Raw genomic sequence first — 21363 nt, 5'->3', positions numbered from 1 at the left:
GGAGGCATAGACGATGACACAAGAAAACAACCAGTTTGAAGGAATTGAGCAGCCAAAATTAGAGTGGGCATACGAGTGGCTTAAAACAACGAAAAAGCTTTACATCAATGGAGAATGGATAGACAGCTCAGGTGAACGAGTAATCGAATCGATCAATCCGGCGAATGGAGAAGTTTTAGGTCATTTTCAACGTGCTGAAATGCAGGACGTAGATAAAGCGATTCAATCAGCAAGAACCGCTCTAGAACAAGGTTCATGGAAAGAGATGAGCCGAAAAGATAGAGGAAAAGCATTACGTAAAATCAGCGCACTTATTCATGAGCATCATGCGGAGCTTGCAACATTGGAAGCACTTGATAACGGAAAATTATATACAGAAGCGTACAACGATGATGTACAAGAAGCAGCGGACTTATTTGAGTATTACGCAGGATGGACAGATAAATATTATGGTGAAAACAATCCGGTAGAAGGTAATTTCTTAAGTGTCACAACGAGAGATCCGATCGGTGTATGCGGACAAATTGTGCCGTTTAATTTTCCAATTCAAATGGCTGTCTTAAAACTATCACCTGCCTTATCGATGGGGAACACCGTTATTTTAAAACCAGCTGATAAAACCTCTTACTCTGCTATTCGATTGTTTGAAATTATTGACGAGGCAGGCGTATTGCCGAAGGGCGTTATTAACTTAGTCCTCGGTGACGGTGAGGTTGGTTCTTACATTAGTCGTCATATGGATATTGATAAACTATCATTTACAGGTAGTACACATATCGGAAAACAATTAATCCGTGACTCGGCTGATAGCAATTTAAAACCAGTAACGTTAGAACTTGGCGGTAAGTCACCTAACATTATTTTTAGTGATGTTTCGGATTTAGATGCAGCGATCGAACGCTCGTTTTACGGGTTATTTACACATAAAGGTGAAAAGTGTTCTGCGCCGACCCGCTTATTTGCGCAACGTGAAATTTATGATGAGGTTGTAGAGAAAGTGGCTGAGTACGCTAAAAATTACAAATGCGGTGATCCGTTCGATCCAGCAAGCGATCAAGGTGCACAAGTGTCCAAACAGCATATGGAATCCATTTTAAATTACATTAAGAGCGGTAAAGAGCAAGGGGCACGGATTGTGGCGGGAGGAGAACGGGATACCGCTGGAACGAATGCGAAAGGCTGTTTTGTTCAACCAACTATTTTTGCAGATGTTGATAATAAAATGAAAATTGCACAGGAAGAGATTTTCGGACCTGTCCTTTGCATTATCCCATTCGATACAGAAGAAGAGGTTGTCAAAATGGCAAATGATACGATTTACGGTCTTGGTGCAGGACTCTGGACAGGCGATACTTCCCGTGCTCATCGCGTAGCTAATCAGCTTGATGCGGGTATGGTTTTCGTTAATAGATATGGATGCTATGACTTTGCTAGTCCATTTGGTGGAGTGAAACAAAGTGGATGGGGAAAAGAGTATGCCATTCATTCATTACAAGCCTTTACAAAAACAAGAGCGATTTGGTTCGCGTATTGAAAATTTACTTAAAAGAGGGAATCATACAATGAAAATAAAAGCAGCGATCATGACTGAAGTAGGCAAACCATTATCCATTCAACAAGTCGAACTTAGTGAACCAAAATCGAATGAAGTTCTTGTGAAAATAAAAGCAACGGGTGTTTGCCATAGCGATTTAAATGCTTTAAATGATCCAACGACGCCAACGCCGACTATTCTTGGGCATGAAGGTTCCGGAATTGTGGAGGCAGTTGGTTCAAGTGTCACAAATGTCAAAGCTGGTGATAAAGTAGCTCTAAGTTGGGTTCCATATTGCGGAACATGTGAATTTTGTGTATCAGGAACTGTGCATTTGTGTGAGTCTGCATTTGGTCCAATGTTTGAAGGAACGCTGCTTGATGGTACTTCAAGACTGAGTCAAGATGGAAAACAAGTATACCATAACTCTTTATTATCTACTTTTGCAGAATATGCGGTTGTTCCGGAAATGTCATGTATAAAGCTACCGGATGAAATGCCTTTGGCGCAAGCTTCCTTAATCGGATGCGGAGTGGCAACAGGTTATGGAGCCGCTGTGAACGCAGCCGGTGTTACACCGGGGTCTACAGTCGCAATCTTTGGCATTGGCGGAGTGGGCGTAAATGCGATTCAAGGAGCGTATATTGCGGGTGCTTCTAAAATTATTGCTTGTGATGTAAAACCGACTAATTTGGAAATTGCAAAACAGTTTGGTGCAACGCATACGATTAATTCAGCGGAAGTTGATGTAGAAGCAGCGTTAAAAGAACTGACAAATGGTGTAGGTGTGCACTATGCTATTGATTGTTCAGGTCATACTGCAGCGACCGAAAGTGCTTGGAAGGGTACAAGAAAAGGTGGTACGGTCGTTGTCGTTGGCGCATTTAATCCTGAACAAACGTTAAATATTCCAGCCGGAGGATTCCATAGAGTTGGAAAAGTATTAAAAGGAAGTTTTTACGGGGATACGCAGCCATTCCGTGATTTCCCTATGATTGCACAAATGTATTTAGATGGAAAGTTCAAGTTAGATGAGCTTGTGTTAGATCGTATTGAATTAGACAATATTAATCAAGCTTTTGACTCTTTCCATGACTGCAGTTGTGTCAATGTAGGAAGAGCAGTTATTGAATTTAATAATTAATTTCTTACTAAATTTCTTACTAAATTTCTTACTAAATTCCACTAAAGTGAAGGGTGTTTAAATTGCCATCATTGATCAATTTAAACACCCTTCTTATTCTCCTGACAGAACATAAAAGGAGTGTTAGAAAATGCGTATAGAAAAAGATTTAATTGGAGAATTGGTAATTGATAACGATGTTTATTATGGAATACAAACGGCAAGGTCTTGTCAGAATTTCCCGATCTCTGGTCGGACGATCGAATTATATCCCCATCTAATAAGAAGCATGGCTTATATCAAAAAAGCAGCAGCGATGTCTAATCACAGTGTCGGCGCTCTGGACGAAGAAAAGAAAAATGCGATTTGTCAAGCGGCAGACGAAATAATAAATGGGAAAATGAAAAATCAATTTCCTGTCGACATTTATCAAGGTGGCGGTGGAACTTCAACTAATATGAACGTTAACGAAGTGATCGCCAACCGGGCTAATGAACGATTGACAGGTCATAAAGGATATGACTGCATACATCCGAATGAACATGTAAATATGTCTCAATCAACGAATGATGTGCTTCCAAGTGCAATGAAAATGGCTTGCTTTTTCTATATAGAAGATTTATTAATCAGTTTAAATAAGATCGAATGCTCGTTAGCAAAGAAAACAGAGGAATTTTCCGATGTTGTGAAAATATCAAGAACATGTCTCCAGGATGCTGTACCTATTACTCTTGGTCAACAATTTAGCGGGTATCATTCTTTTGTCAAAAGACAAATAGAAGAAATGAAGAACCTGCAAAAAGATTGCTTGTCTATTGTAATTGGTGCAACGGCAGTTGGCACAGGGATCGGAGCTGCTCCTGGTTACATAGAAAAGATGTATGAATATTTGCCAGAGGTATCAAATTTAGCTGTCATCAAAGAGGATAATTTTTTCGATGGGCTGCAAAATGCAGATATTTATTTGAAAATCTCATCTTACTTAAAAGGATTATCGAGTGGATTATCGAAAATGTCCAGCGATTTAAGAATGCTTTCGTCAGGTCCAAGGGCCGGCCTTGCCGAGATCAATTTGCCAGCGGTCCAGCTAGGTTCTTCCATTATGCCAGGGAAAATCAATCCGTGTATACCCGAAATGGTGATGCAAGTTTGTTTTGAGGTATATGGAAATGATCAGACGATCACATTCGCTGTAGACCGAGGTGAACTGGATTTGAACATCTGGGAACCGATTATTTTGAAAAACATATTTGAATCTTTTTCTATTTTAACGAATAGTATTACGCTGCTTACTGAAAAGTGCCTAGACGGTATTGAAGCGAATAAAACGGTTTGCCTGAACAATGCTGAGAGCTCGTTATCTTTGTCCGTTGTTATTTCTTCTCTATTCGGGTATCGAGTAGCTAACGAGGTAGCTTTAGAAGCATACGAAAAAAATGTATCAATAAAAGAAGTAGCGGTTGAAAAAGGACTATTAAATGAAATAGAAGCAGCTGAGTTACTAAATCCCGTAAACTTAACTGATTCTGTAAAAATGCATCAATTCTTAAATTCACGACCTCATTTATAGGCTGAAAAAGATTTGAAGTCTAATAGGAAAGTAAAATAAACCTCTATATAAGATTGTTATTTTATAACGTTTTGTTTAAAAGGTAGATTGAAACAGCCGTAGGGACATTATGACTGTTACCTTCCTTTCTAATGGCTGATCTATGTACTAAAAGGGAAAGAAAATTCGCAACGTTAGGAGAAATAGGATATGTCAAATTTGCGAGAAGAAGCTCTCAACATGCACAAAGAAAAGAAAGGGAAACTAAGTGTTTCTTTAAAGGTCCCATTACGTGATGCAACAGATTTAAGTCTTGCATATTCTCCTGGTGTAGCGGAGCCTTGCTTAGAAATTCATAAAGATGAGGATAAAGTTTACGATTATACAATGAAGGGGAATCTTGTGGCAGTCGTGTCAAACGGAACCGCTGTACTTGGTCTCGGGAATATTGGCCCGAAAGCAGCCATGCCCGTTATGGAAGGAAAAGCAGCATTATTCAAATCATTTGCAGATATCGATGCATTCCCTCTTTGTCTAAATACAGAAGATCCTGATAAAGTGGTTGAAACAGTTCGATTGTTGGAACCCACTTTTGGTGGAGTGAATTTAGAAGACATTGCGGCCCCTCAATGTTTTGAAATAGAAGCTCGTTTAAAAAAGGTTTGTCAAATTCCTGTTTTTCATGATGACCAACATGGAACAGCGATTGTCACGGTTGCTGGGCTAATCAATGCGTTGAAACTAGCAGACAAAAAAATAGAAGAAGTTCGTGTTGTGATAAATGGGGCGGGTGCTGCAGGGGTGGCGATTATTCATCTCCTTCTTCGTATTGGAGTAAATGAAGTCCTGTTATGTGACACAAAAGGAATTATTTATGAAGGTCGTCCTGATGGGATGAACTTATTCAAGGAGAGATTAGCTCGTCTTACGAATAAGGAATTAAAACAAGGGACATTGGCAGAAGCCCTTTTAGGAGCAGATGTGTTTATCGGCGTATCCGCTGCAGGAGCCGTCACGGAAGAGATGGTTCGATCTATGAATCATCATCCGATTGTTTTCGCGATGGCTAATCCTACGCCTGAAATTTTTCCAGATAAGGCGAAAGCAGCCGGTGCATTCGTTGTAGGGACAGGCCGTTCTGATTTCCCGAACCAAGTCAATAATGTTCTTGCATTTCCAGGCATTTTCCGTGGAGCTTTAGATGTTCAGGCAAAAGAAATTAACGAAGAAATGAAGCTCGCCGCCGTTTATGCGATTGCTGAATTAGTCTCTGAAAACCTCCATGCAGATTATGTGATTCCAGATCCATTTGATCGAAGAGTAGCCGCATATGTAGCTGCCGCTGTTGCAAAAGCAGCAATAGAAACGGGTGTTGCCCAAAAGGTTGTTAATCCGGCAGAAATACAATACCGATTGCTTATGCTCTCTAAGGAAAAAGAATACGCATAAGAAGCAGGAGATATTACCTCATAGCCATCAGGTTAAGCAAAGCGCTGACAAAAAAGACGTTTTACAGAGAAGTTTTGGTGTAACCTTCCATTAGAAGTTAATGGGAGGTTTTTTATGCTATTTCATCAGCGTTTCCGACTAACGAAAAAACGCCAACGATAACACTTGATCGGTAGATTATTAAAAATGTATAAACATTGAAAAATAGACTGTTTGTATACTGGTTAAACCAACCGAACCGATAAATTCGTGAGTTTTCATTGGTTGGTGAACCTCCTAGGGCAGCTACAAGTTCATGTGTATAATTGATTATGGAACATAGTAATAAGCAACAGCTTACAAAACAAAGAGTTAAGATGATCATGTTCAGTTTCTACCTATTTCTATCCGCAAGTATCGTCCTCGTCCTCTTAGCTTTAAGGAAATAGGCGATAATAAAAAAAGGTGATAAGCCCAATATCGCTAAAATGCCAAGATTTCCATTTCTGGAGATTGTATCGGGTGGTATCGTAAATAACCTTTCTATTACAATAAATCCAACGAATGAAAAAAGAAGTAACCCCCAAGTTAAATAGTTCATCTTCAAAATGAATCACTCCTTGATTAACATATAACCATTTTTATGGTGAAAGGATAGATCCATTTTAATAGAACAAGTTCATATATTACTATAATTTATCTAGTATGGTCTGCTTATTTTGGTTTTTTATAGTATAATAGTAAAAAAGAATCAGGGGGCATATGTTTACATGACAGGGCAAAGAAGTGGGGGAATACGGAAAAAGCGTCGGCTGAAACGGCCGGTACGGCTCACGGTAGCAGCATTTTTTTTATTGATTATCGGGGCGCTTATGGTGAATGTGGTGGCGACAAAGCAAGAAGTGAGCAATGTAGAAATTGAGCAGCAGCCGAAACAAATAGTGGAACCGGAAAAAACAGCGATTACGATTAGCGCAGCCGGCGATTTTACGCTTGGTACGGATGAGGCGTTTACATATGAAGGATCATTTCCACATGAAGCAGAAAAAAATGGATTGTCCCACTTTGTCGGTGGACTCGGTGGTGTGTTTGAAGAAGATGATCTGTCGACGGTTAATTTAGAAACAACATTAACAGAAGCGACGGAAAAAGCAGTGAAAAAGTTCCGCTTTAAGGGAGATCCAGCGTATGCGCAAATTTTGACGATGGGCGGTATTGAAGCGGTCAACTTGGCGAATAACCACATTTATGATTATTTGCAACAAGGCTATGATGATACGATTACGAATCTGGAAAAAGAACAAGTCGGGTATTTTGGCTATGATAATCAATTTGAAACGGAGATTAAAGGCATAAAAGTCGGTGTGCTCGGCTATGAAGGCTGGCAGGATAGCGCAGAAATCCGTGAACAAGTTGAGGGAGATATTCAGAAGTTGCATAATGATGGCGTGGAAATCATCGTTGTTCATTTTCACTGGGGCGTTGAACGAAGCTATGTGCCGGAAGAGTCGCAAAAAACACTTGCCCGGTTTACAGTAGACACGGGAGCGGACCTCGTTGTCGGTCATCACCCGCATGTCGTGCAAGGAATTGAAGAGTATAATGACAAGTTTATCGTCTATAGCTTAGGAAACTTCATGTTCGGCGGCAACCGAAACCCAGCTGATAAAGACACATATGTGTTCCAGCAGACGTTTCATTTAGAAGACGGAAAGCTGACGGATGAGAAAGAAGTAAAAGTCGTGCCATTTTCGATATCATCCTTAACCGAGCGAAATGACTACCAGCCGACTCGTTTAAAAGGCACTGAAAAAGAACGGGTGATGAATAAAATTATTGACGTATCGAACCAGATCAACGGAACGGACGTTGACTGGATGAAATATGAAACAAAACCGTCCAATTAATGGGCGGTTTTTTGTTGCGTATATGTTGAAAGAAAGGGCTCTTAATCTTGGTTCATTTATCTAAGAAATGTACATATAGATTTCTTTTACCCAGGGAAAAAGAAAGATAAACAATATTTCGAAAAAACAAAAAATTTTTTGAATGTTTTATTCTTTAGGAATAAAGGTATATTAATTGTAACAACTAGGAAAGGACAGAGAAAAATGAAAGAAAAATCAGATAAATTTATTATATCAGCATATAATAGAGCAGTAGAGCTCCAACTTGAAGAAGAATTTATCCGAATTTTAGAAAATGAACTCGAGCGACGAGGGATTAAATATAGATTTTACTGCGCACAACGTATGTGATATATGAACCAAGTTTTATTTAGAAAATCCCCAAACTTCTTCAAGGGTAATCCGAAAAAGCTGATCGAGCTGTGGGGTTGGGTCCGGGATGTGGAAACTGACGCTTTTGGCGTACGCTTCAAGCATGATCAATTCTTCTGTCAAAAAAGTATTGATCATGCTGACTTTCGGCTCGAGCTCAAGTTCGTCACCAGCGATTTTTCGTTTAAGTAATGTTTCGATTTCTGTTTTTAACGGTCCGTTCGGTACGATGCGTTCAAGCAGTGTGTGAAATTCGAGCGGTGGGAATTCATTGTACTGCTCAATCCATTTTGCGGCGAGGACCGGTCTGAACACGTAAAAATATTTTTTGATTTTCACCTGATCCCCTTGCAAAAATTCACGGAAGTTTTTGTTCGCCATATTCAAGTAATGATACAGGCAGGAAGACGGGATAAAAGTGGCCTCACTCAACGTTTTCATCCGATCAATCGTCGAAAAGGCTTCATAATACACAATGTTTGACTGCAGCCATTCAAGCAGCGGAGGATTTGATTTGCGGAACAATTTCAATGCTTTCGTCAGCTCCCAGCCGCTTACATCAAGCAAATCGTTGATGGGCAGCTCTATGACGTCACGTTTTTTGCCGACACCGACTGGATCAATGCTTAAATAATAATTGGTTGGATGCACGTAAATAAACCGAACATCATAGTCACTGTCTTTCGATGGAAATCCCCACGCCCGACTGCCAGATTCACATGCGTACAATATTTTCACATTGTAATCTTCTTCGATTTTTTTCAGTGCATCAAGGATCGTTTTGTTCATTACGAACACCTCCAATTCACCATTAAAACTCACTTACAATAATCTCTTTTATCTCTTTCATTACATCATCAGGCAGCTTTTCGACAAAGACGGCATTTCGAGCGGCAAGATCAAGCGATTTGATGTGCTGACAAAGAATAGCTCCGGTTGTGTTTGTTCGATCATCTAAATTGACATTGAGGGGAAAGTCAGATTTTGAATTTGATATCGGACAGACAAGAGAGAGGCTGCTTAATTTATTAAAAAAGTCGTTGCTGACGATGACGGCAGGTCTTCTTCCGCTTTGTTCATGCCCTTTTTGGGGGTGAAAGTCGAGCGTTACAATGTCGCCTTGTCTGGCTTTGTAGGTCATTGTTCTTCACCAATGTTTTTACCTATGTCCAGTTCATCCATTTCATGTCGTACGGTTTTCAAATTATATCCAGAAAATCGTTCTTGAATGGTCATCGGACTGTTCTTTTTCTTCATGAACACTCCTTCTTCTTGCACGATAAATGAAAGGACATCGCCAGTATCTGCATTTAGCGCCCGACGTATTTCAATAGGGATTGTAATTTGGCCTTTACTCGTTACTTTTGCTTCGCTCATCTTTATCACTCCTTACTTTTCCTTACTTTACTATATGTGATGATGTGCATTTCGTCAATTCGCAAACAAGAATAGGAATAGTTAAAGTGATGATAAATGGGAGGATGAAGGAGTCTGACTGAAAAAGTTACATCATCTTATTTTGGTATTGATTATTTTGGAACAAAAGAATAAAAGTAAGTAAAGCGAAATAATGAAAAAGTTATTATCTGAGTTAAATATTGGTTGAATTGCAAATAAAGATTATGGTATTCCATTGATAGCAACATATGTTTCCGACAAGGAGCCATCTTCATTAAAGACTTTTATCTAAACGTAGTGGGATATGAATTTCGGCAAAATAAATTACAATAATGTTATAATAATTTGGAAATAGAAAGGATGTGTGTGTATGGAGCAGGAGTCGATGCGGTCGGAGATTTTGTCATGGATTAAGGCGATTGTGCTAGCGGTTGTCGTGACGGCTGCATGTAAGTATTTTTTCTTTGCGGGCGTTGTCGTACACGGGGAGTCGATGTTGCCAACGTTTGAGGATAAAGATAAAGTGATTGTAAGCAAGATGACGCAGATTGAGCGGTTTGATCAGATCGTGTTTCATGCGCCTGATTCCGAAGATAATTACATAAAGCGTGTTATTGGTGTGTCAGGTGATGAAGTCGAAATGAAAGATGATATTTTATATATAAATGGAAAACCGACAGCGGAGCCTTATTTAGATGAAAATAAGAAGAGCCTGATGATCGGACAGAAGTTGACCGCTGATTTTACGTTAGCCGAATTGACGGCTCATGACACGGTGCCGGACGGGTATTTGTTTGTACTTGGTGATAACCGGACGGTGAGCAAAGATAGCCGGATTTTCGGCTTGATTCGTGAAGATTCGGTGATTGGTGAAGTGCAGATGCGGTTTTATCCGCTCAGCGCCATTAAAACTTATTAATGTGATTATGCACATATAATAGTAGGGAATTGTTTGATTATTTGCAATAGCATCCTGTGATATACTACACGTAAACAACAGAAAAGAGGCACACTATGCTCACATTTGAAGAAAAAAAAGCGATTATTGAGACATTCCCGCAGTTGACGGCGAAAGATGTTTCGATGAAGCGCATCAATTACCATTTTGAAGACAGTTTGTATGAAAAAACAGTCGTCGTCCATCACCTGCATCCGAACGGAAATGGATTCGTTTTCGTCGCCGATTTGCCAGGCTATGAGGTAAATGATAAAGGACTTGTCAACATTCGTGAGGCAAGTGAAGCGGAGCTGCGCGCAGCGATTGCGGATTCGATTCGCTATCTTTCGGATAAACCGGAAGATGAAGTCATCGAACAAGTACCACTTTCCGAAGAGCAGGAATGGCGGAATCGAGACGGGCAAACGCTTCTCCTTGTAAACGAAGATTTATTGTGGAATGTGTACACAGGACTGAATTTAGAAGAAAGTTTTGAATCATTTAAAGAGGCGGAACGGTATTTGTTAGAAGAAGGGTTCCACCTGTATACCAAATAAATAAAGAGCCGCTCCTAAGAGGAGACGGCTTATTTTATGTGGTAATACTCTTTGATGAAGTGCATAAATTCATGAAGTCCCGGCTCGTCTCGCAAATTGGCAAGCATGCCGCGCAGGACGGGAAGGCGCGGTGATTCGCTTTTTAATTCTTGCTCAATAACATCGAGTGAGATTAAAATATCTTCGTCTTTCCAATCATTTTTTAACCTGGCGAGCCAGTCGAGGATCGTTTCGTCATTCAATTTGTCTTTAAACAGCTCATTCATGACAGCCGGATCAATGATAGGGCGAGCGGCTCTTTTTCTGAAGCCTGCTTCCATATCGTCTGCACTGTGTAAGAGAAATATGGCAAATTGGTGATAATCGATTTCGGCTTTGTCGATCATCATGACATGAATAAACGACTGCTGAATGCCTTGCAGCGCAATGGACAAATCCCAGAAATACGGTTTGATTGTGTCACCGTAAATGGACATGAGCCGTTTTCGATAAAACCGATGCGTTTCCAGCCGCATTTTGAAAATAAATGCTTCAATTTCATCGTTAAACGGAATGGCATTTTCCCGTGCTTGCATAATGAGAAATTCCTTATGCTGATGGATTTCGCGCACCTGACATTCGATTTGCTTCACAAATTTGTCCCGTGGTGTTAAATCCTCCTCTTCAATGGCGATCAATTTATCGTACATTAACTGAAAATAATAATGCAAAATGGCAAGCAGGAGTGCTTCTTTTGATTTGAAATGCAAATAAAAGGCGCCTTTTGATATGCCGCATGTGGTCGCAATTTCTTGAACGGAGGTCGCGCTGAATCCTTTTTCTGCAAATAATTTTATCGCTTGTTCAATGATGTATTTTTCTTTTTCGTTCATGATAGGTCACCTCATTGGTTTATTATGACCTAATGGTCACCTTTTTGAAACAATTATTTTATTGACGGTTGACCGACTGGTCATATATATTTATAAAAAAGGTGACCGATTGGTCAAAAGGAGATTTTTCATGAATGGCTTGATTCATTTCGTCTTAAAAAATAAATTCGCTGTTTGGCTGATGACGATTATTATCACCGCTGCGGGTTTGTACTCCGGGCTATCGATGAAGCTCGAGACGATCCCAAATATTACGCCGCCAATTGTGACGGTTATGACGGTGTATCCAGGTGCGACACCGGAAGAAGTGGCGGATAGTGTATCGGAACCAATTGAAAAACAGCTGCAAAATTTAAATGGCGTGAAAGTCGTCAGTTCGACGTCGTATCAAAACGCGTCGTCTGTGCAAGTGGAATATACATTCTCGACAGATATGGAAAAAGCGGAGCAGGAAGCAAAAGAAGCACTCGCTGATGTAGATTTTCCGGAAAATGTACAGGAGCCGGACGTTTCCCGCTTGAGCATTAACGCATTTCCGGTCATGGCGCTCAGTATTTCCGATGAAAGCCTGACACTGAGGGAACTGACGACAACGGTGGAGGAAGAGATTTTACCGGAAATTGAAGGGGTGGAAGGGGTTGCATCGGTTCAAATTTCCGGTCAGCAGGTGGAAGAAGCGACGCTTGTCTTCAACCAAGAAAAATTGGCGCAGCTTCAATTAGATGAGGAAACGGTTAAGCAAATGATTCAGGCGTCTAATATGAAGGCACCGCTCGGATTATTTACGTTTGGCAATACAGAAAAATCGGTGATGGTTGACGGTAATATTTCAACGCTGGAAGATTTGAAAAATATGCAAATCGGCCCAGTGAAGCTGTCTGACCTTGCAGATATCGAACTTGTTGGAAAAGCAGAATCGATTTCGCGAACGAACGGTCAAGAATCGATCGGTTTGCAAATTGTGAAGTCAGCCGACGCGAATACGGTAGATGTTGTGAATGCTGTGAAAGAGAAGGTCACAGAATTTGAAGCGGATATAGATGGACTGACGGTTACATCGACATTTGACCAAGGTGCGCCAATTGAAGAGTCGGTGAAGACGATGTTAAGTAAAGCATTATTTGGTGCGTTGTTTGCTGTTATTATTATTATGCTGTTTTTACGTGATGTGCGTTCGACGGTTATCTCGGTTATTTCGATTCCAATGTCGATTTTGATTGCGCTCATTTTGCTGAAGCAGATGGATATTACGTTAAATGTAATGACGCTCGGTGCGATGACGGTGGCGATTGGCCGTGTTATAGATGATTCGATTGTTGTTGTAGAAAATATTTACAGAAGGTTGTCACTTGAAGGAGAAGCATTGAAGGGCAAGGAACTCATCCGGGAAGCAACGAAAGAAATGTTTGTGCCGATTATGTCTTCTACTGTTGTGACGATCGCGGTATTTTTGCCGCTTGGCCTCGTTGAAGGGACAGTCGGGGAGTTGTTCTTGCCGTTTGCGTTAACGATTGTGTTTGCGCTTTTGGCATCCCTTTTGGTGGCGGTAACGATTGTGCCGATGCTGGCGCATACGATGTTTAAGCGTGGGGTAAAAGCGAAGACGCATGAAGAAAAGCCGGGAAAAATGGCAGCATGGTATAAATCGGTGTTGAACTGGACGTTGAATCATAAAATCATTACGTTTTTAGCAGCGATTTTGCTTCTGGCGGGAAGTTTTCTGCTCGTGCCGAAAATAGGCGTCAGCTTTTTGCCAGGTGAAGAAGAGAAAATGGTTATTATGACATATTCACCGGAACCGGGCCAGACACTTGAAGAAGTGACGGATATTTCAACGGATGCAGAAAGCTATTTCATGGACATTGAGGATGTCGAGACGGTTCAGTATTCAGTCGGCAGTGAAAATCCGATGAATCCTGGTCAAACGAACAGTGCGATGTTTTATGTGATGTATGACGCAGAAACAGAGAATTTTAGTGAGAAAAAAGAAGATGCCATCGCTGATTTGCAGGCGAGTGTTGATAAAGGCGAATGGGCGTCGCAAGACTTTTCTGCAAGCGCCGGCAGCAACGTGATTGCAGTGAATGTATACGGCGAAACGATTGAAGATATTGAGCCGGTTGTCGGTGAAATTGAAGCGATTATGAACGACAGCAACTCATTTAAAAAGGTTGAAACGGGGCTAGCTGATTCGTATGAAGAGTATACACTCGTTGCCGATCAAGAAAAACTGGCCGCAGCAGGTTTAACAGCGGGTCAAATTGCGATGGAACTAAGTCCTATGCGAGAACGTCCCGTATTGACGACCGTTGAAAAAAATGGCGAGGATGTCAATGTGTATTTGGATGTACCAGTTGAGACGTATGAAACGATTGAAGATTTAACAGGGAAAGAAGTGACATCACCGCTCGGCACGTCCGTTGCGATTAATGATGTGATGACGGTAGAAGAAGGCAAGACGTCGGATACAGTATCACGCCGTGATGGAAAAGTGTTCGTTGATGTAAGCGGTGAGCTAGAAGGCGATGATGTGTCGGCCGCGTCAGCTGATTTGCAGGCGGAACTTGATGCGCTTGATTTGCCATCTGGTGTAGACGTATCAATGGGTGGTGTGACGCAGGATATTAATGAATCCTTTACGCAGCTTGGTTTGGCGATGTTGGCCGCTGTCGCGATTGTGTATCTCGTACTTGTGATCACATTTGGCGGCGGACTTGCACCGCTGGCAATTTTGTTCTCCCTTCCGTTTACAGTCATCGGTGCACTTGTAGCATTGTTGATTGCGGGTGAAACGATTAGTATTTCGTCCATGATCGGCGCCTTGATGCTAATCGGAATTGTCGTGACAAACGCGATTGTATTGATTGACCGGGTCATTCGTAAAGAAAAAGAAGGATTGCCTGTGCGCGAGGCGTTGCTTGAAGCAGGAGCGACACGATTGCGGCCGATCTTGATGACGGCGCTCGCCACAATCGGTGCCCTGTTCCCGCTCGCTTTAGGACTTGAAGGTGGCGGATTGATTTCAAAAGGATTAGGTGTCACGGTCATCGGTGGATTGACGAGTTCGACGTTACTAACGCTCGTTATTGTCCCGATTGTGTATGAAGCGTTGTCGAAATGGATGAGGAAAAAAGCATAATTTGAGTGATAGGCAGTCTTCCATTGGGGAGACTGCCTGTTTTTTGTGGCGTTGTGTGCGAATCTGGGAAAATAGATGCGACTTCAAGGAAGGATAGAGTGGCATGGCACATAAAAAAGGATGCCCCGGGTTAAAATGGGGCATCCTTTTTATGATGAATGGCGGTCTTTTGATTTGCCGATTCGTTCTTGTACTTCGCCTTTGATTTTGTCTTTTTTACCGTCTGATTGAAGGCGGGCATTGTTTACTGCGTTTCCAACTTGATCTTTCACTTCGCCTTTTGCTTTGTTGAAGGCACCTTTGATTTTGTCACCGAGTCCCTTTTTATCGAAAGCCATGTTATTAAACATCTCCTTTTAGTGTTGTGTAGTTGATGTTTACCCGGCTCAAAATCAATTAAACATGATCATCATTTTCAACGATGGCATAGCGGTCGGTTTCTTTTTCAGAAAATCGGTTATACCGATGTTTGTAAAGGGCAAACAAGTATTGAATCAATACTTTGATTAGCGCGTATGTTGGCAGCCCGATGAGTACCCCCACGACGCCATATAAATGAGCAGCTGTCAGCAAGACGAAAATGATCGTAACAGGATGAATTTGAAGTGATTTCCCCATAATTTGCGGAGAAATAAATTTTCCTTCAAGCAGCTGTACGATCGTCCAGACGATGGCGAGCTTGAGTACCATAAATGGCGATGTGACGATGGCAATGATGATTGCCGGTGTAATCGCAATGACTGGTCCGAGATAGGGCACGACGCTTGTGACGCTGGCGATCGCTGCAAGTAGCAGAGCATAATCTAGGCCGATGATTAAAAATCCGATGTACATCATGATCCCAATGCAAAGACTGACAAGCATTTGTCCTTGGATGTAGGAACGAAGCTGTTCATCCATTTCAATGAGCATCGCACCGGTACGTCCGCGCATTTTTGGCGGCAATACGTGCAGGAAGCCGTTGTACAATTTAGTACCATCTTTCAATAAATAAAACAAAATGAATGGAACGGTGACGAGCGAGACGATGAAATTAGTAAGCGTGGCAATTAAGCCTGTGACGCTGTCTAACGTTTGACCGGCGATATCGGAAAAGTTCTGCGTCAGCGAACCAAGAAACTCTTCAGCGTTCGTCTGCATGTTTTTTGAAATTTCCATATATTGTGTTTCGAACGGTGAATTACGTGCCCACATGTCAATGTCCATACCGAGCTGGCGAGCATATCCAGGGAATGATGCGATTAAGGCTTCTGTTTGATCGCGTAAAAAAGGAAGAATCGTTAACAAGAGTATCGTAATCAAGCCAGATAAAACGACGAACACAAGTAAAATGCCCCATCCGCGTTTTATTTTATACCGTTGTAATGCATTGACGAGCGGGCTTAATAAATAGTAGCCGACGATTGATAAAATAACTGGCAGGGCCACCGTCCCAATGAAACCGCTCAGCGGGTCAAAAATAAACGATATGTTGGAAAAAACCATAATAATGAGCCCGATTAAGAGCACAATACTTAAAACGAAAATCGAGGTGCGTCCGCCTAAAAAGCGGACGAGCGGTGGCCGTTGCGGCTCGTTTTCTTTCATGACGCCAACTCCTCATACTGTCTTTTTTTAATTATAACGCACTGGCCAAAAAAACACGCATTTTCCGCTTTTCTGAAAACACTATTTTTTAAGATAGTCATAAATTCTCTCTTATAATGAAGAAAAAGGGAGGTCATCGCATGCACATTGTACTTATCATTGCTGGCGCGGTGCTTGTTGCATTCGCTTTCAATTTCTTTTTAATTCCACATGAAATTTTGAGCAGCGGCTTAAGCGGTATTGCGATTATGCTCGGTATTATAACGCCGCTCAACACTGGCGTGCTGAACTTGCTACTCAATTTTCCGCTTCTTATTCTCGGTGTCATGAAACTAGGTAAACGGTTCATTGCCTATACGATTTTGTCTGTCGTCACATTATCAATTGGGCTCTATGTTGTGCCTGTCATCAAGCTTTCAACCGAACCCATTTTGTCCTCCTTATTTGGCGGCGTACTGACCGGTATAGGGGCAGGCATCACATTCCGCGCATCAGCGTCATCGGGCGGATTGGATATTATTGCGATGCTATTAGCACGGAAAAGAGACTTTCCACTCGGTTTACTATTGTCGATGATGAACGCCGTGATCGTCGTGTTTGCTGGGTTTTTGTTCAGCTGGGACACGGCATTGAACACACTGATTGGGATTTATGCGACCGGAAAAGTCGTTGATATGATTCATACGAAACATATTAAACTAACGCTCAACATTGTCACTTCTAAAGGAGATGAAATATGTGAAAGGTTGCTTGCAAGTTTGTACCGGGGCATTACCGTGATAGATGCGAAAGGGGCGTACTCCGGGGAAAAACGGATGGTGCTCATGACAGTTATTACGCGTTATCAACTAAATGATGTAAAGCAAATCATTCACGATGTGGACCCGACTGCATTTGTAAATATAACGCAAACCGTCGAAGTAGTCGGATTGTTTCACCGAGAATAAGAAAAAGCCGACCCAGAGTGGATCGGCTTCGTTTTGATTACAGAATGTCTGTGACTTCACGGTCGATCAAACTTGCTTTTTTTACGGAAAGAAACGGGCCGGTTGTCGAAATGAACGCGCCTGATGCAATGATCGCATCCATTGCCTGCTGAATAGCCACGGCATTGACTGGTTCGATCGGTGCATCAATCGTAACACTCGCGCTTCCGCCCTCTGATGTGTTGAATTGGAGCTGCAATGTTTTGGCCATAAGAAAAGCCCTCCTTTTTTAGTTAGTTAATGATAGAAGTGTCACTGCGTTCGACTGATGAAAGCGGCAAAGATGAAAGTGTAGCAATTGCTGCGGCCGCTGCTTGGAACTGATCCGCTGTTGAGACTGGATCGACGTTTGAATACGACTTCGTTTTAAATACTGCTTTACCAGATTCATCAATCCCGTTATCAAACACGAGACGAAGCGTCGATTTGTTTAATATTGACTGAGCCATGTTGCATCCCCTCCTTTCATTTGTTATGTACAGCGAAAATTTGAAAATCGATACTCTCATTTGAAAAAAGTTTGTTTGGTAGAAAAAACGTCGCGTTGTCTGCCTAAAGAAACGTACGAACTATTTGAAGCGGGCACATATTTGACACATGTTACGATTTCATTTTGTCCGGAAGGGTCTGGATGGATTGGATGACGCCATCGAGTTTCGTTTCGATCCGGTACAGTAAGTAAAACGTGACTGCGATCGGGAATCCGACGTCTTGGATAAGCGGCAAAATCATGTCCATAGTGGCATTCCTCCTTTCTCTTTGTTATATACAGTGAATGCGTAAAAATCGAAACTACATTGGCGGCACTTCTTTTCATCTTAAAAATGAAAAAAACCGCGAAGCAATCATTCACTTTAGGCGGATTCTTTAAAGGATCGTTCGAGCACTTCATCAAAATAACGACGGTTGCCGATACCGGTCAAACTGTCGCTGAACGAGAGCTGCTTCAGTCTTTCATTTGCTTGCCGCAGTTCTTTTTCGGCCTGTTGCCTGAGTGGAAATTCTCGATCGAGTGAACGCGCCATTTCGTTGTACGCACTGTGCAAGGCTTTAAATTCATCGAGCGATTCATCGTGTACTTGATCGGAAATACGGTGGTTGTAATTGCCAAGCCGTAGAATGACCGTTCCTTCGAGCAGTTTATCAATCGGGAAAATAATTTGCTGTATGAGAAGCCGGATCACGACGAAAGCAATAAGAAAGACGAACAATAAAATCCCGCCGATAACAAACAACGAGTGCCAAAACTCGATATTCATTTCCGTTGTATCCATTTCGCCAATAAGCAACCATTTACCGTTATGAATCCATAGATACTGTCCGATGACGGTGTCACCTGCCGCATTCTCATACGAATTCAGCTGTGGTTCGTCTAAACGTGCGTGTTTAAACACATCGGTGTCGGACAGTGTTAACGGACTAGTCTCGTCCGTCCGGCTTAATACGAGCCCGGATGGATCGGTTAAATACAGATGGCCTGTTTCCCCAAGCTGAAGCGTATTGATGATGGAGCGAAGAGTGTGCAGCGCGGCCGTTCCGACAATAATCCCATCAATATCGTTTAATTCATTCCAGATTGGTGCAGAGAATAGGACGACCGGCTCATGATCTGTTCGGTGTTCTGTTACACCAGTCACAAACGTATGACCGGCGATCGCCGCTTGAAAATAATCGTGGTCCGCCACATTTAACATGCTAGCTTCGCTATTTTCAATCAGGTCATATTCCAAGAACCCGTCTTTATTTATAACGGAATGATGGCAAGTAGTCAGAAATAGCAGCGAGCGATCAGAAATCGAGGGGAATGGTCAGAAAGGAGAAAATGTATCTCATTATTAAATGTAAAGCCCCAACTTCTTAATAGAAGTCAGGGCTTGAATGATTGAAGCAAAAAGACGAATTCTTTTTATCCCGCATTAACGGGCAGTAAGACCCCCACTTCAAGTTTTCGAAAAGAAAAGAAGGATAAGTGGGGGATCAACTGCCCGTAAAAGCCCGATTGGTTCAACTAATATTCAGTGGGGGATGAAGAAAACCCCCCACTGAATGAAGTTTCACTTTATCCTATTATTATTCCGTTTTTTCTTCAGTAGTGCCATCTTCCGTTTCTTCTTCTACTTGATCTTCTTGCTGTTCATCGTCGACACCCGTATCTTGATCTTCTCCCTCAGCACAGCCCGTCAATCCCCCAAGTGTTAAAGTAGCGGCCATTCCACCAACTAGAAATTTTTTCTTCCAATTAGAATCCATGAATAACTCCTCCTATATAAACGGATTTGATGAAACATGCACTCCTTTTACAAAGTAAAAGAAGCGAAAGGTAAAGCATAGTGACTATAACACGAATTAAAATGGAAAAGTCTGAATTTACAAAAAATTAACATTAAGTAATAGATTTTTTATATAAACTTTGTAATGATGTGGTACTATTTACAAAGTTTATTAGAATTCATTGAACAGGAACCAGGGTATTCCAGATTAAGTAAATCTGTGTTTTTCTGAAAAATAAGGGTACATATACGGCATACTACTAATCAAACTCGAACTATGGGGATAAGGAGATGCAATCGTGAAAACACAATTAATGAAAATGCTGGATGCGCGGAAAGAGGAAATGATTCAAATACGCCGCTATTTACATGAAAACCCCGAGCTGTCGTTTCAAGAACAAAAAACGGCTCAATTCATCGTGGACTTTTACAAAGGAAAAGATATGGACGTTCAAACGAATGTTGGAAATGGCCTTGGCATCATCGTCACCATTCATGGCGGCAAACCGGGGAAAACGATTGGTCTCCGGGCTGATTTTGATGCACTGCCGATTTTTGAAGAAACGGATGTGCCGTTTAAATCGAAAAATGAAGGCGTCATGCATGCATGTGGACACGATGGGCATACGGCATACATGTTGGTGCTGGCCGATTGCCTCATTCAGTTAAAATCGTCAATTGCAGGTTCGATCAAAATTATTCATCAGCATGCGGAAGAAACACCGCCAGGCGGCGCAAAAAGCATTGTTGATTCCGGTGTGCTTGATGATCTGGACTCGATTTACGGCATTCACTTGTTTCCGACTGAACCGGCGGGTGTGGTCGGCTACCGGAGCGGCTATGCGATGGCCGGCAGATCGTATTTTAAACTCGTCATTCAAGGCACAGGCGGCCACGGATCTTCTCCTCATATGGCCAATGATGCTATTATCGCAGGCGCTCATTTTGTCACTGCTGTTCAAACGGTCGTCAGCCGCAGGTTAAATCCGTTTGAAGCAGGTGTCGTAACGATTGGTTCTTTCGACGGAAAAGGAACGTTCAATGTGATCAAAGACAGCGTGGAGCTTGAAGGAGATGTGCGCTACATGAACGGTGATACACAGCAGCTAATCGATAAAGAAATTCATCGCATTACAAGCGGAATCGAAGTGGAATTTGGCGTCAAATGCGAGTTGACGTATACATCTGATTACCCGCCGCTTTACAATGATCCGCAAGTGACTGAAAAGGTTGTCGCCAGCCTACAAAGCATGAATGATCCGGATATTCAGAAAGTGATGGAATTTCCGATGATTTCGGCATCAGAAGACTTTGCTTACTACGCTGAAAAAATTCCAGGCACCTTCTTTTTCATAGGCTGTATACCAAAAGGAGTCGAAACACCGTATTTTAACCATCATCCGAAATTCGATATTGATGAAGACGCTCTTCTCGTCGCTGCAAAATCAGTCGGCCAGGTCGTTTGCGATTACTTTAAAGTAGATTAATTCATCTATCTGGATAAAAAACATCTCCTTGGCATAATCCAAGGAGATGGTACATGTCACATGCGCCGATTTTCCACCGTTTTTAGCCGGTTTTGCTGATCGGGGACGCCCGCGATTTCTTCGAGTTTTTTATTTTTTTCCACTTGAATCTGTTTGACATTTTTTTCGAACACTTCATTGTATTTTTCTTCTTTTTCGCTCATTCAACTCACTCCTT

Annotated in this window: 23 protein-coding genes; 11 read left to right on the top strand and 12 right to left on the bottom strand. The window is 41.8% G+C overall.

What is annotated here, in order from left to right; translation table 11 throughout:
• Positions 1–13 precede the first annotated feature (13 nt).
• From A3M5_RS0114030 to sda, 6 genes are all read left to right on the top strand, one after another.
• The gene (locus A3M5_RS0114030; protein WP_018394405.1) at positions 14–1534 is read left to right on the top strand and encodes an aldehyde dehydrogenase family protein; all 1521 of its coding nucleotides are present in this window, start codon (positions 14–16) and stop codon (positions 1532–1534) included.
• Positions 1476–2678 (top strand): Zn-dependent alcohol dehydrogenase, encoded by a 1203-nt coding sequence (locus A3M5_RS0114025; protein ID WP_018394404.1) that lies wholly within the window; start codon positions 1476–1478, stop codon positions 2676–2678. Before A3M5_RS0114030 ends, A3M5_RS0114025 begins: the two co-directional genes overlap by 59 nt.
• A 130-nt stretch (positions 2679–2808) precedes the next feature.
• Positions 2809–4227, top strand: coding sequence for an aspartate ammonia-lyase (locus A3M5_RS0114020; protein WP_018394403.1), 1419 nt, complete (start codon positions 2809–2811; stop codon positions 4225–4227).
• 189 nt (positions 4228–4416) lie between these two features.
• On the top strand, positions 4417–5655 hold the full coding sequence (ystJ, locus tag A3M5_RS0114015; protein ID WP_018394402.1) for an NADP-dependent malic enzyme: 1239 nt from the start codon (positions 4417–4419) through the stop codon (positions 5653–5655).
• A gap of 749 nt (positions 5656–6404) precedes the next feature.
• Entirely contained in the window at positions 6405–7541 is a 1137-nt protein-coding gene (locus A3M5_RS0114005; protein WP_018394400.1) for a CapA family protein, read from the top strand.
• A gap of 204 nt (positions 7542–7745) precedes the next feature.
• Positions 7746–7892: a sporulation histidine kinase inhibitor Sda gene (gene sda, locus A3M5_RS0114000; RefSeq protein WP_018394399.1), complete on the top strand. Its 147-nt coding sequence runs from the start codon at positions 7746–7748 to the stop codon at positions 7890–7892.
• Between the two features lie 15 nt (positions 7893–7907).
• Here the strand turns inward: sda and A3M5_RS0113995 are convergent, their stop codons facing one another.
• From A3M5_RS0113995 to A3M5_RS23025, 3 genes are read right to left on the bottom strand one after another with little or no spacing between them, the layout of a single operon-like run.
• On the bottom strand, positions 7908–8702 hold the full coding sequence (locus A3M5_RS0113995) for a nucleotidyltransferase domain-containing protein (protein ID WP_018394398.1): 795 nt from the start codon (positions 8700–8702) through the stop codon (positions 7908–7910).
• A 22-nt stretch (positions 8703–8724) separates the two neighbouring features.
• Positions 8725–9054 carry a type II toxin-antitoxin system PemK/MazF family toxin gene (locus A3M5_RS0113990; RefSeq protein ID WP_018394397.1) on the bottom strand — a complete coding sequence of 110 codons (330 nt, stop codon included), beginning with the start codon at positions 9052–9054 and terminating at the stop codon, positions 8725–8727.
• On the bottom strand, positions 9051–9290 hold the full coding sequence (locus A3M5_RS23025) for an AbrB/MazE/SpoVT family DNA-binding domain-containing protein (protein ID WP_018394396.1): 240 nt from the start codon (positions 9288–9290) through the stop codon (positions 9051–9053). The genes A3M5_RS0113990 and A3M5_RS23025 overlap by 4 nt, the downstream gene beginning before the upstream one ends.
• A gap of 391 nt (positions 9291–9681) precedes the next feature.
• On the opposite strand from A3M5_RS23025, the gene lepB reads away from it, so the two are divergent.
• Both lepB and A3M5_RS0113975 read left to right on the top strand, forming a co-directional pair.
• Positions 9682–10230 (top strand): signal peptidase I, encoded by a 549-nt coding sequence (gene lepB, locus A3M5_RS0113980; RefSeq protein ID WP_018394395.1) that lies wholly within the window; start codon positions 9682–9684, stop codon positions 10228–10230.
• A 95-nt stretch (positions 10231–10325) separates the two neighbouring features.
• Entirely contained in the window at positions 10326–10805 is a 480-nt protein-coding gene (locus A3M5_RS0113975; RefSeq protein ID WP_018394394.1) for a hypothetical protein, read from the top strand.
• Between the two features lie 29 nt (positions 10806–10834).
• Here the strand turns inward: A3M5_RS0113975 and A3M5_RS0113970 are convergent, their stop codons facing one another.
• The gene (locus A3M5_RS0113970) at positions 10835–11677 is read right to left on the bottom strand and encodes a TetR/AcrR family transcriptional regulator (protein WP_018394393.1); all 843 of its coding nucleotides are present in this window, start codon (positions 11675–11677) and stop codon (positions 10835–10837) included.
• Positions 11678–11807: 130 nt separating this feature from the next.
• Between A3M5_RS0113970 and A3M5_RS0113965 the strand changes: the two genes are divergently transcribed.
• Positions 11808–14816, top strand: a complete 3009-nt coding sequence (locus A3M5_RS0113965) for an efflux RND transporter permease subunit (protein WP_018394392.1) — start codon at positions 11808–11810, stop codon at positions 14814–14816.
• Positions 14817–14965: 149 nt separating this feature from the next.
• On the opposite strand, the gene A3M5_RS0113960 is transcribed toward A3M5_RS0113965, so the two are convergent.
• Both A3M5_RS0113960 and A3M5_RS0113955 read right to left on the bottom strand, forming a co-directional pair.
• On the bottom strand, positions 14966–15154 hold the full coding sequence (locus A3M5_RS0113960) for a CsbD family protein (protein ID WP_018394391.1): 189 nt from the start codon (positions 15152–15154) through the stop codon (positions 14966–14968).
• 58 nt (positions 15155–15212) lie between these two features.
• Complete coding sequence (locus A3M5_RS0113955) at positions 15213–16403, bottom strand: AI-2E family transporter (RefSeq protein ID WP_018394390.1); 1191 nt, start codon at positions 16401–16403, stop codon at positions 15213–15215.
• 140 nt (positions 16404–16543) lie between these two features.
• Here A3M5_RS0113955 and A3M5_RS0113945 point away from each other — a divergent pair, with 140 nt between their 5' ends.
• Positions 16544–17350 (top strand): YitT family protein, encoded by an 807-nt coding sequence (locus A3M5_RS0113945; RefSeq protein WP_018394388.1) that lies wholly within the window; start codon positions 16544–16546, stop codon positions 17348–17350.
• Between the two features lie 37 nt (positions 17351–17387).
• Here A3M5_RS0113945 and A3M5_RS0113940 read toward each other — a convergent pair whose 3' ends face one another.
• The 5 genes from A3M5_RS0113940 to A3M5_RS0113920 form a co-directional block, all read right to left on the bottom strand.
• Positions 17388–17600 (bottom strand): DUF2922 domain-containing protein, encoded by a 213-nt coding sequence (locus A3M5_RS0113940; protein WP_018394387.1) that lies wholly within the window; start codon positions 17598–17600, stop codon positions 17388–17390.
• 22 nt (positions 17601–17622) lie between these two features.
• Positions 17623–17838 (bottom strand): DUF1659 domain-containing protein, encoded by a 216-nt coding sequence (locus A3M5_RS0113935; protein WP_018394386.1) that lies wholly within the window; start codon positions 17836–17838, stop codon positions 17623–17625.
• A 151-nt stretch (positions 17839–17989) separates the two neighbouring features.
• The gene (locus tag A3M5_RS0113930; protein WP_018394385.1) at positions 17990–18127 is read right to left on the bottom strand and encodes a YvrJ family protein; all 138 of its coding nucleotides are present in this window, start codon (positions 18125–18127) and stop codon (positions 17990–17992) included.
• 116 nt (positions 18128–18243) lie between these two features.
• Positions 18244–19137, bottom strand: a complete 894-nt coding sequence (locus tag A3M5_RS0113925; protein ID WP_286130774.1) for a sensor domain-containing diguanylate cyclase — start codon at positions 19135–19137, stop codon at positions 18244–18246.
• 322 nt (positions 19138–19459) lie between these two features.
• The gene (locus tag A3M5_RS0113920) at positions 19460–19639 is read right to left on the bottom strand and encodes a hypothetical protein (RefSeq protein WP_018394383.1); all 180 of its coding nucleotides are present in this window, start codon (positions 19637–19639) and stop codon (positions 19460–19462) included.
• 319 nt (positions 19640–19958) lie between these two features.
• Between A3M5_RS0113920 and A3M5_RS0113915 the strand changes: the two genes are divergently transcribed.
• Complete coding sequence (locus tag A3M5_RS0113915) at positions 19959–21146, top strand: amidohydrolase (RefSeq protein ID WP_018394382.1); 1188 nt, start codon at positions 19959–19961, stop codon at positions 21144–21146.
• A 56-nt stretch (positions 21147–21202) separates the two neighbouring features.
• Here the strand turns inward: A3M5_RS0113915 and A3M5_RS25465 are convergent, their stop codons facing one another.
• Positions 21203–21349: a hypothetical protein gene (locus tag A3M5_RS25465; RefSeq protein ID WP_018394381.1), complete on the bottom strand. Its 147-nt coding sequence runs from the start codon at positions 21347–21349 to the stop codon at positions 21203–21205.
• Positions 21350–21363 lie beyond the last annotated feature (14 nt).

Source organism: Bacillus sp. 37MA (assembly GCF_000372765.1).
In the GTDB taxonomy this organism is placed as follows: domain Bacteria; phylum Bacillota; class Bacilli; order Bacillales; family Domibacillaceae; genus Domibacillus; species Domibacillus aminovorans.
The sequence above is the reverse complement of the archived record's forward strand: the minus strand, read 5'-3'. Positions and strand labels throughout refer to the sequence as shown.

Bases quoted from the DNA above. Each gene is read 5' to 3' on its own strand.
- A3M5_RS23025 (WP_018394396.1), bottom strand. From the start codon at position 9,290: ATGAGCGAAGCAAAAGTAACGAGTAAAGGCCAAATTACAATCCCTATT.
- A3M5_RS0113955 (WP_018394390.1), bottom strand. From the start codon at position 16,403: ATGAAAGAAAACGAGCCGCAACGGCCACCGCTCGTCCGCTTTTTAGGC.
- A3M5_RS0113960 (WP_018394391.1), bottom strand. From the start codon at position 15,154: ATGGCTTTCGATAAAAAGGGACTCGGTGACAAAATCAAAGGTGCCTTC.
- A3M5_RS0114005 (WP_018394400.1), top strand. From the start codon at position 6,405: ATGACAGGGCAAAGAAGTGGGGGAATACGGAAAAAGCGTCGGCTGAAA.
- lepB (WP_018394395.1), top strand. From the start codon at position 9,682: ATGGAGCAGGAGTCGATGCGGTCGGAGATTTTGTCATGGATTAAGGCG.
- A3M5_RS0113970 (WP_018394393.1), bottom strand. From the start codon at position 11,677: ATGAACGAAAAAGAAAAATACATCATTGAACAAGCGATAAAATTATTT.
- A3M5_RS0113990 (WP_018394397.1), bottom strand. From the start codon at position 9,054: ATGACCTACAAAGCCAGACAAGGCGACATTGTAACGCTCGACTTTCAC.
- A3M5_RS0113920 (WP_018394383.1), bottom strand. From the start codon at position 19,639: ATGGATTCTAATTGGAAGAAAAAATTTCTAGTTGGTGGAATGGCCGCT.
- A3M5_RS0113975 (WP_018394394.1), top strand. From the start codon at position 10,326: ATGCTCACATTTGAAGAAAAAAAAGCGATTATTGAGACATTCCCGCAG.
- A3M5_RS25465 (WP_018394381.1), bottom strand. From the start codon at position 21,349: ATGAGCGAAAAAGAAGAAAAATACAATGAAGTGTTCGAAAAAAATGTC.
- A3M5_RS0114025 (WP_018394404.1), top strand. From the start codon at position 1,476: ATGCCATTCATTCATTACAAGCCTTTACAAAAACAAGAGCGATTTGGT.
- A3M5_RS0113935 (WP_018394386.1), bottom strand. From the start codon at position 17,838: ATGGCTCAGTCAATATTAAACAAATCGACGCTTCGTCTCGTGTTTGAT.
- ystJ (WP_018394402.1), top strand. From the start codon at position 4,417: ATGTCAAATTTGCGAGAAGAAGCTCTCAACATGCACAAAGAAAAGAAA.
- A3M5_RS0113945 (WP_018394388.1), top strand. From the start codon at position 16,544: ATGCACATTGTACTTATCATTGCTGGCGCGGTGCTTGTTGCATTCGCT.
- A3M5_RS0113965 (WP_018394392.1), top strand. From the start codon at position 11,808: ATGAATGGCTTGATTCATTTCGTCTTAAAAAATAAATTCGCTGTTTGG.
- A3M5_RS0114020 (WP_018394403.1), top strand. From the start codon at position 2,809: ATGCGTATAGAAAAAGATTTAATTGGAGAATTGGTAATTGATAACGAT.
- A3M5_RS0113930 (WP_018394385.1), bottom strand. From the start codon at position 18,127: ATGGACATGATTTTGCCGCTTATCCAAGACGTCGGATTCCCGATCGCA.
- A3M5_RS0114030 (WP_018394405.1), top strand. From the start codon at position 14: ATGACACAAGAAAACAACCAGTTTGAAGGAATTGAGCAGCCAAAATTA.
- sda (WP_018394399.1), top strand. From the start codon at position 7,746: ATGAAAGAAAAATCAGATAAATTTATTATATCAGCATATAATAGAGCA.
- A3M5_RS0113995 (WP_018394398.1), bottom strand. From the start codon at position 8,702: ATGAACAAAACGATCCTTGATGCACTGAAAAAAATCGAAGAAGATTAC.
- A3M5_RS0113940 (WP_018394387.1), bottom strand. From the start codon at position 17,600: ATGGCCAAAACATTGCAGCTCCAATTCAACACATCAGAGGGCGGAAGC.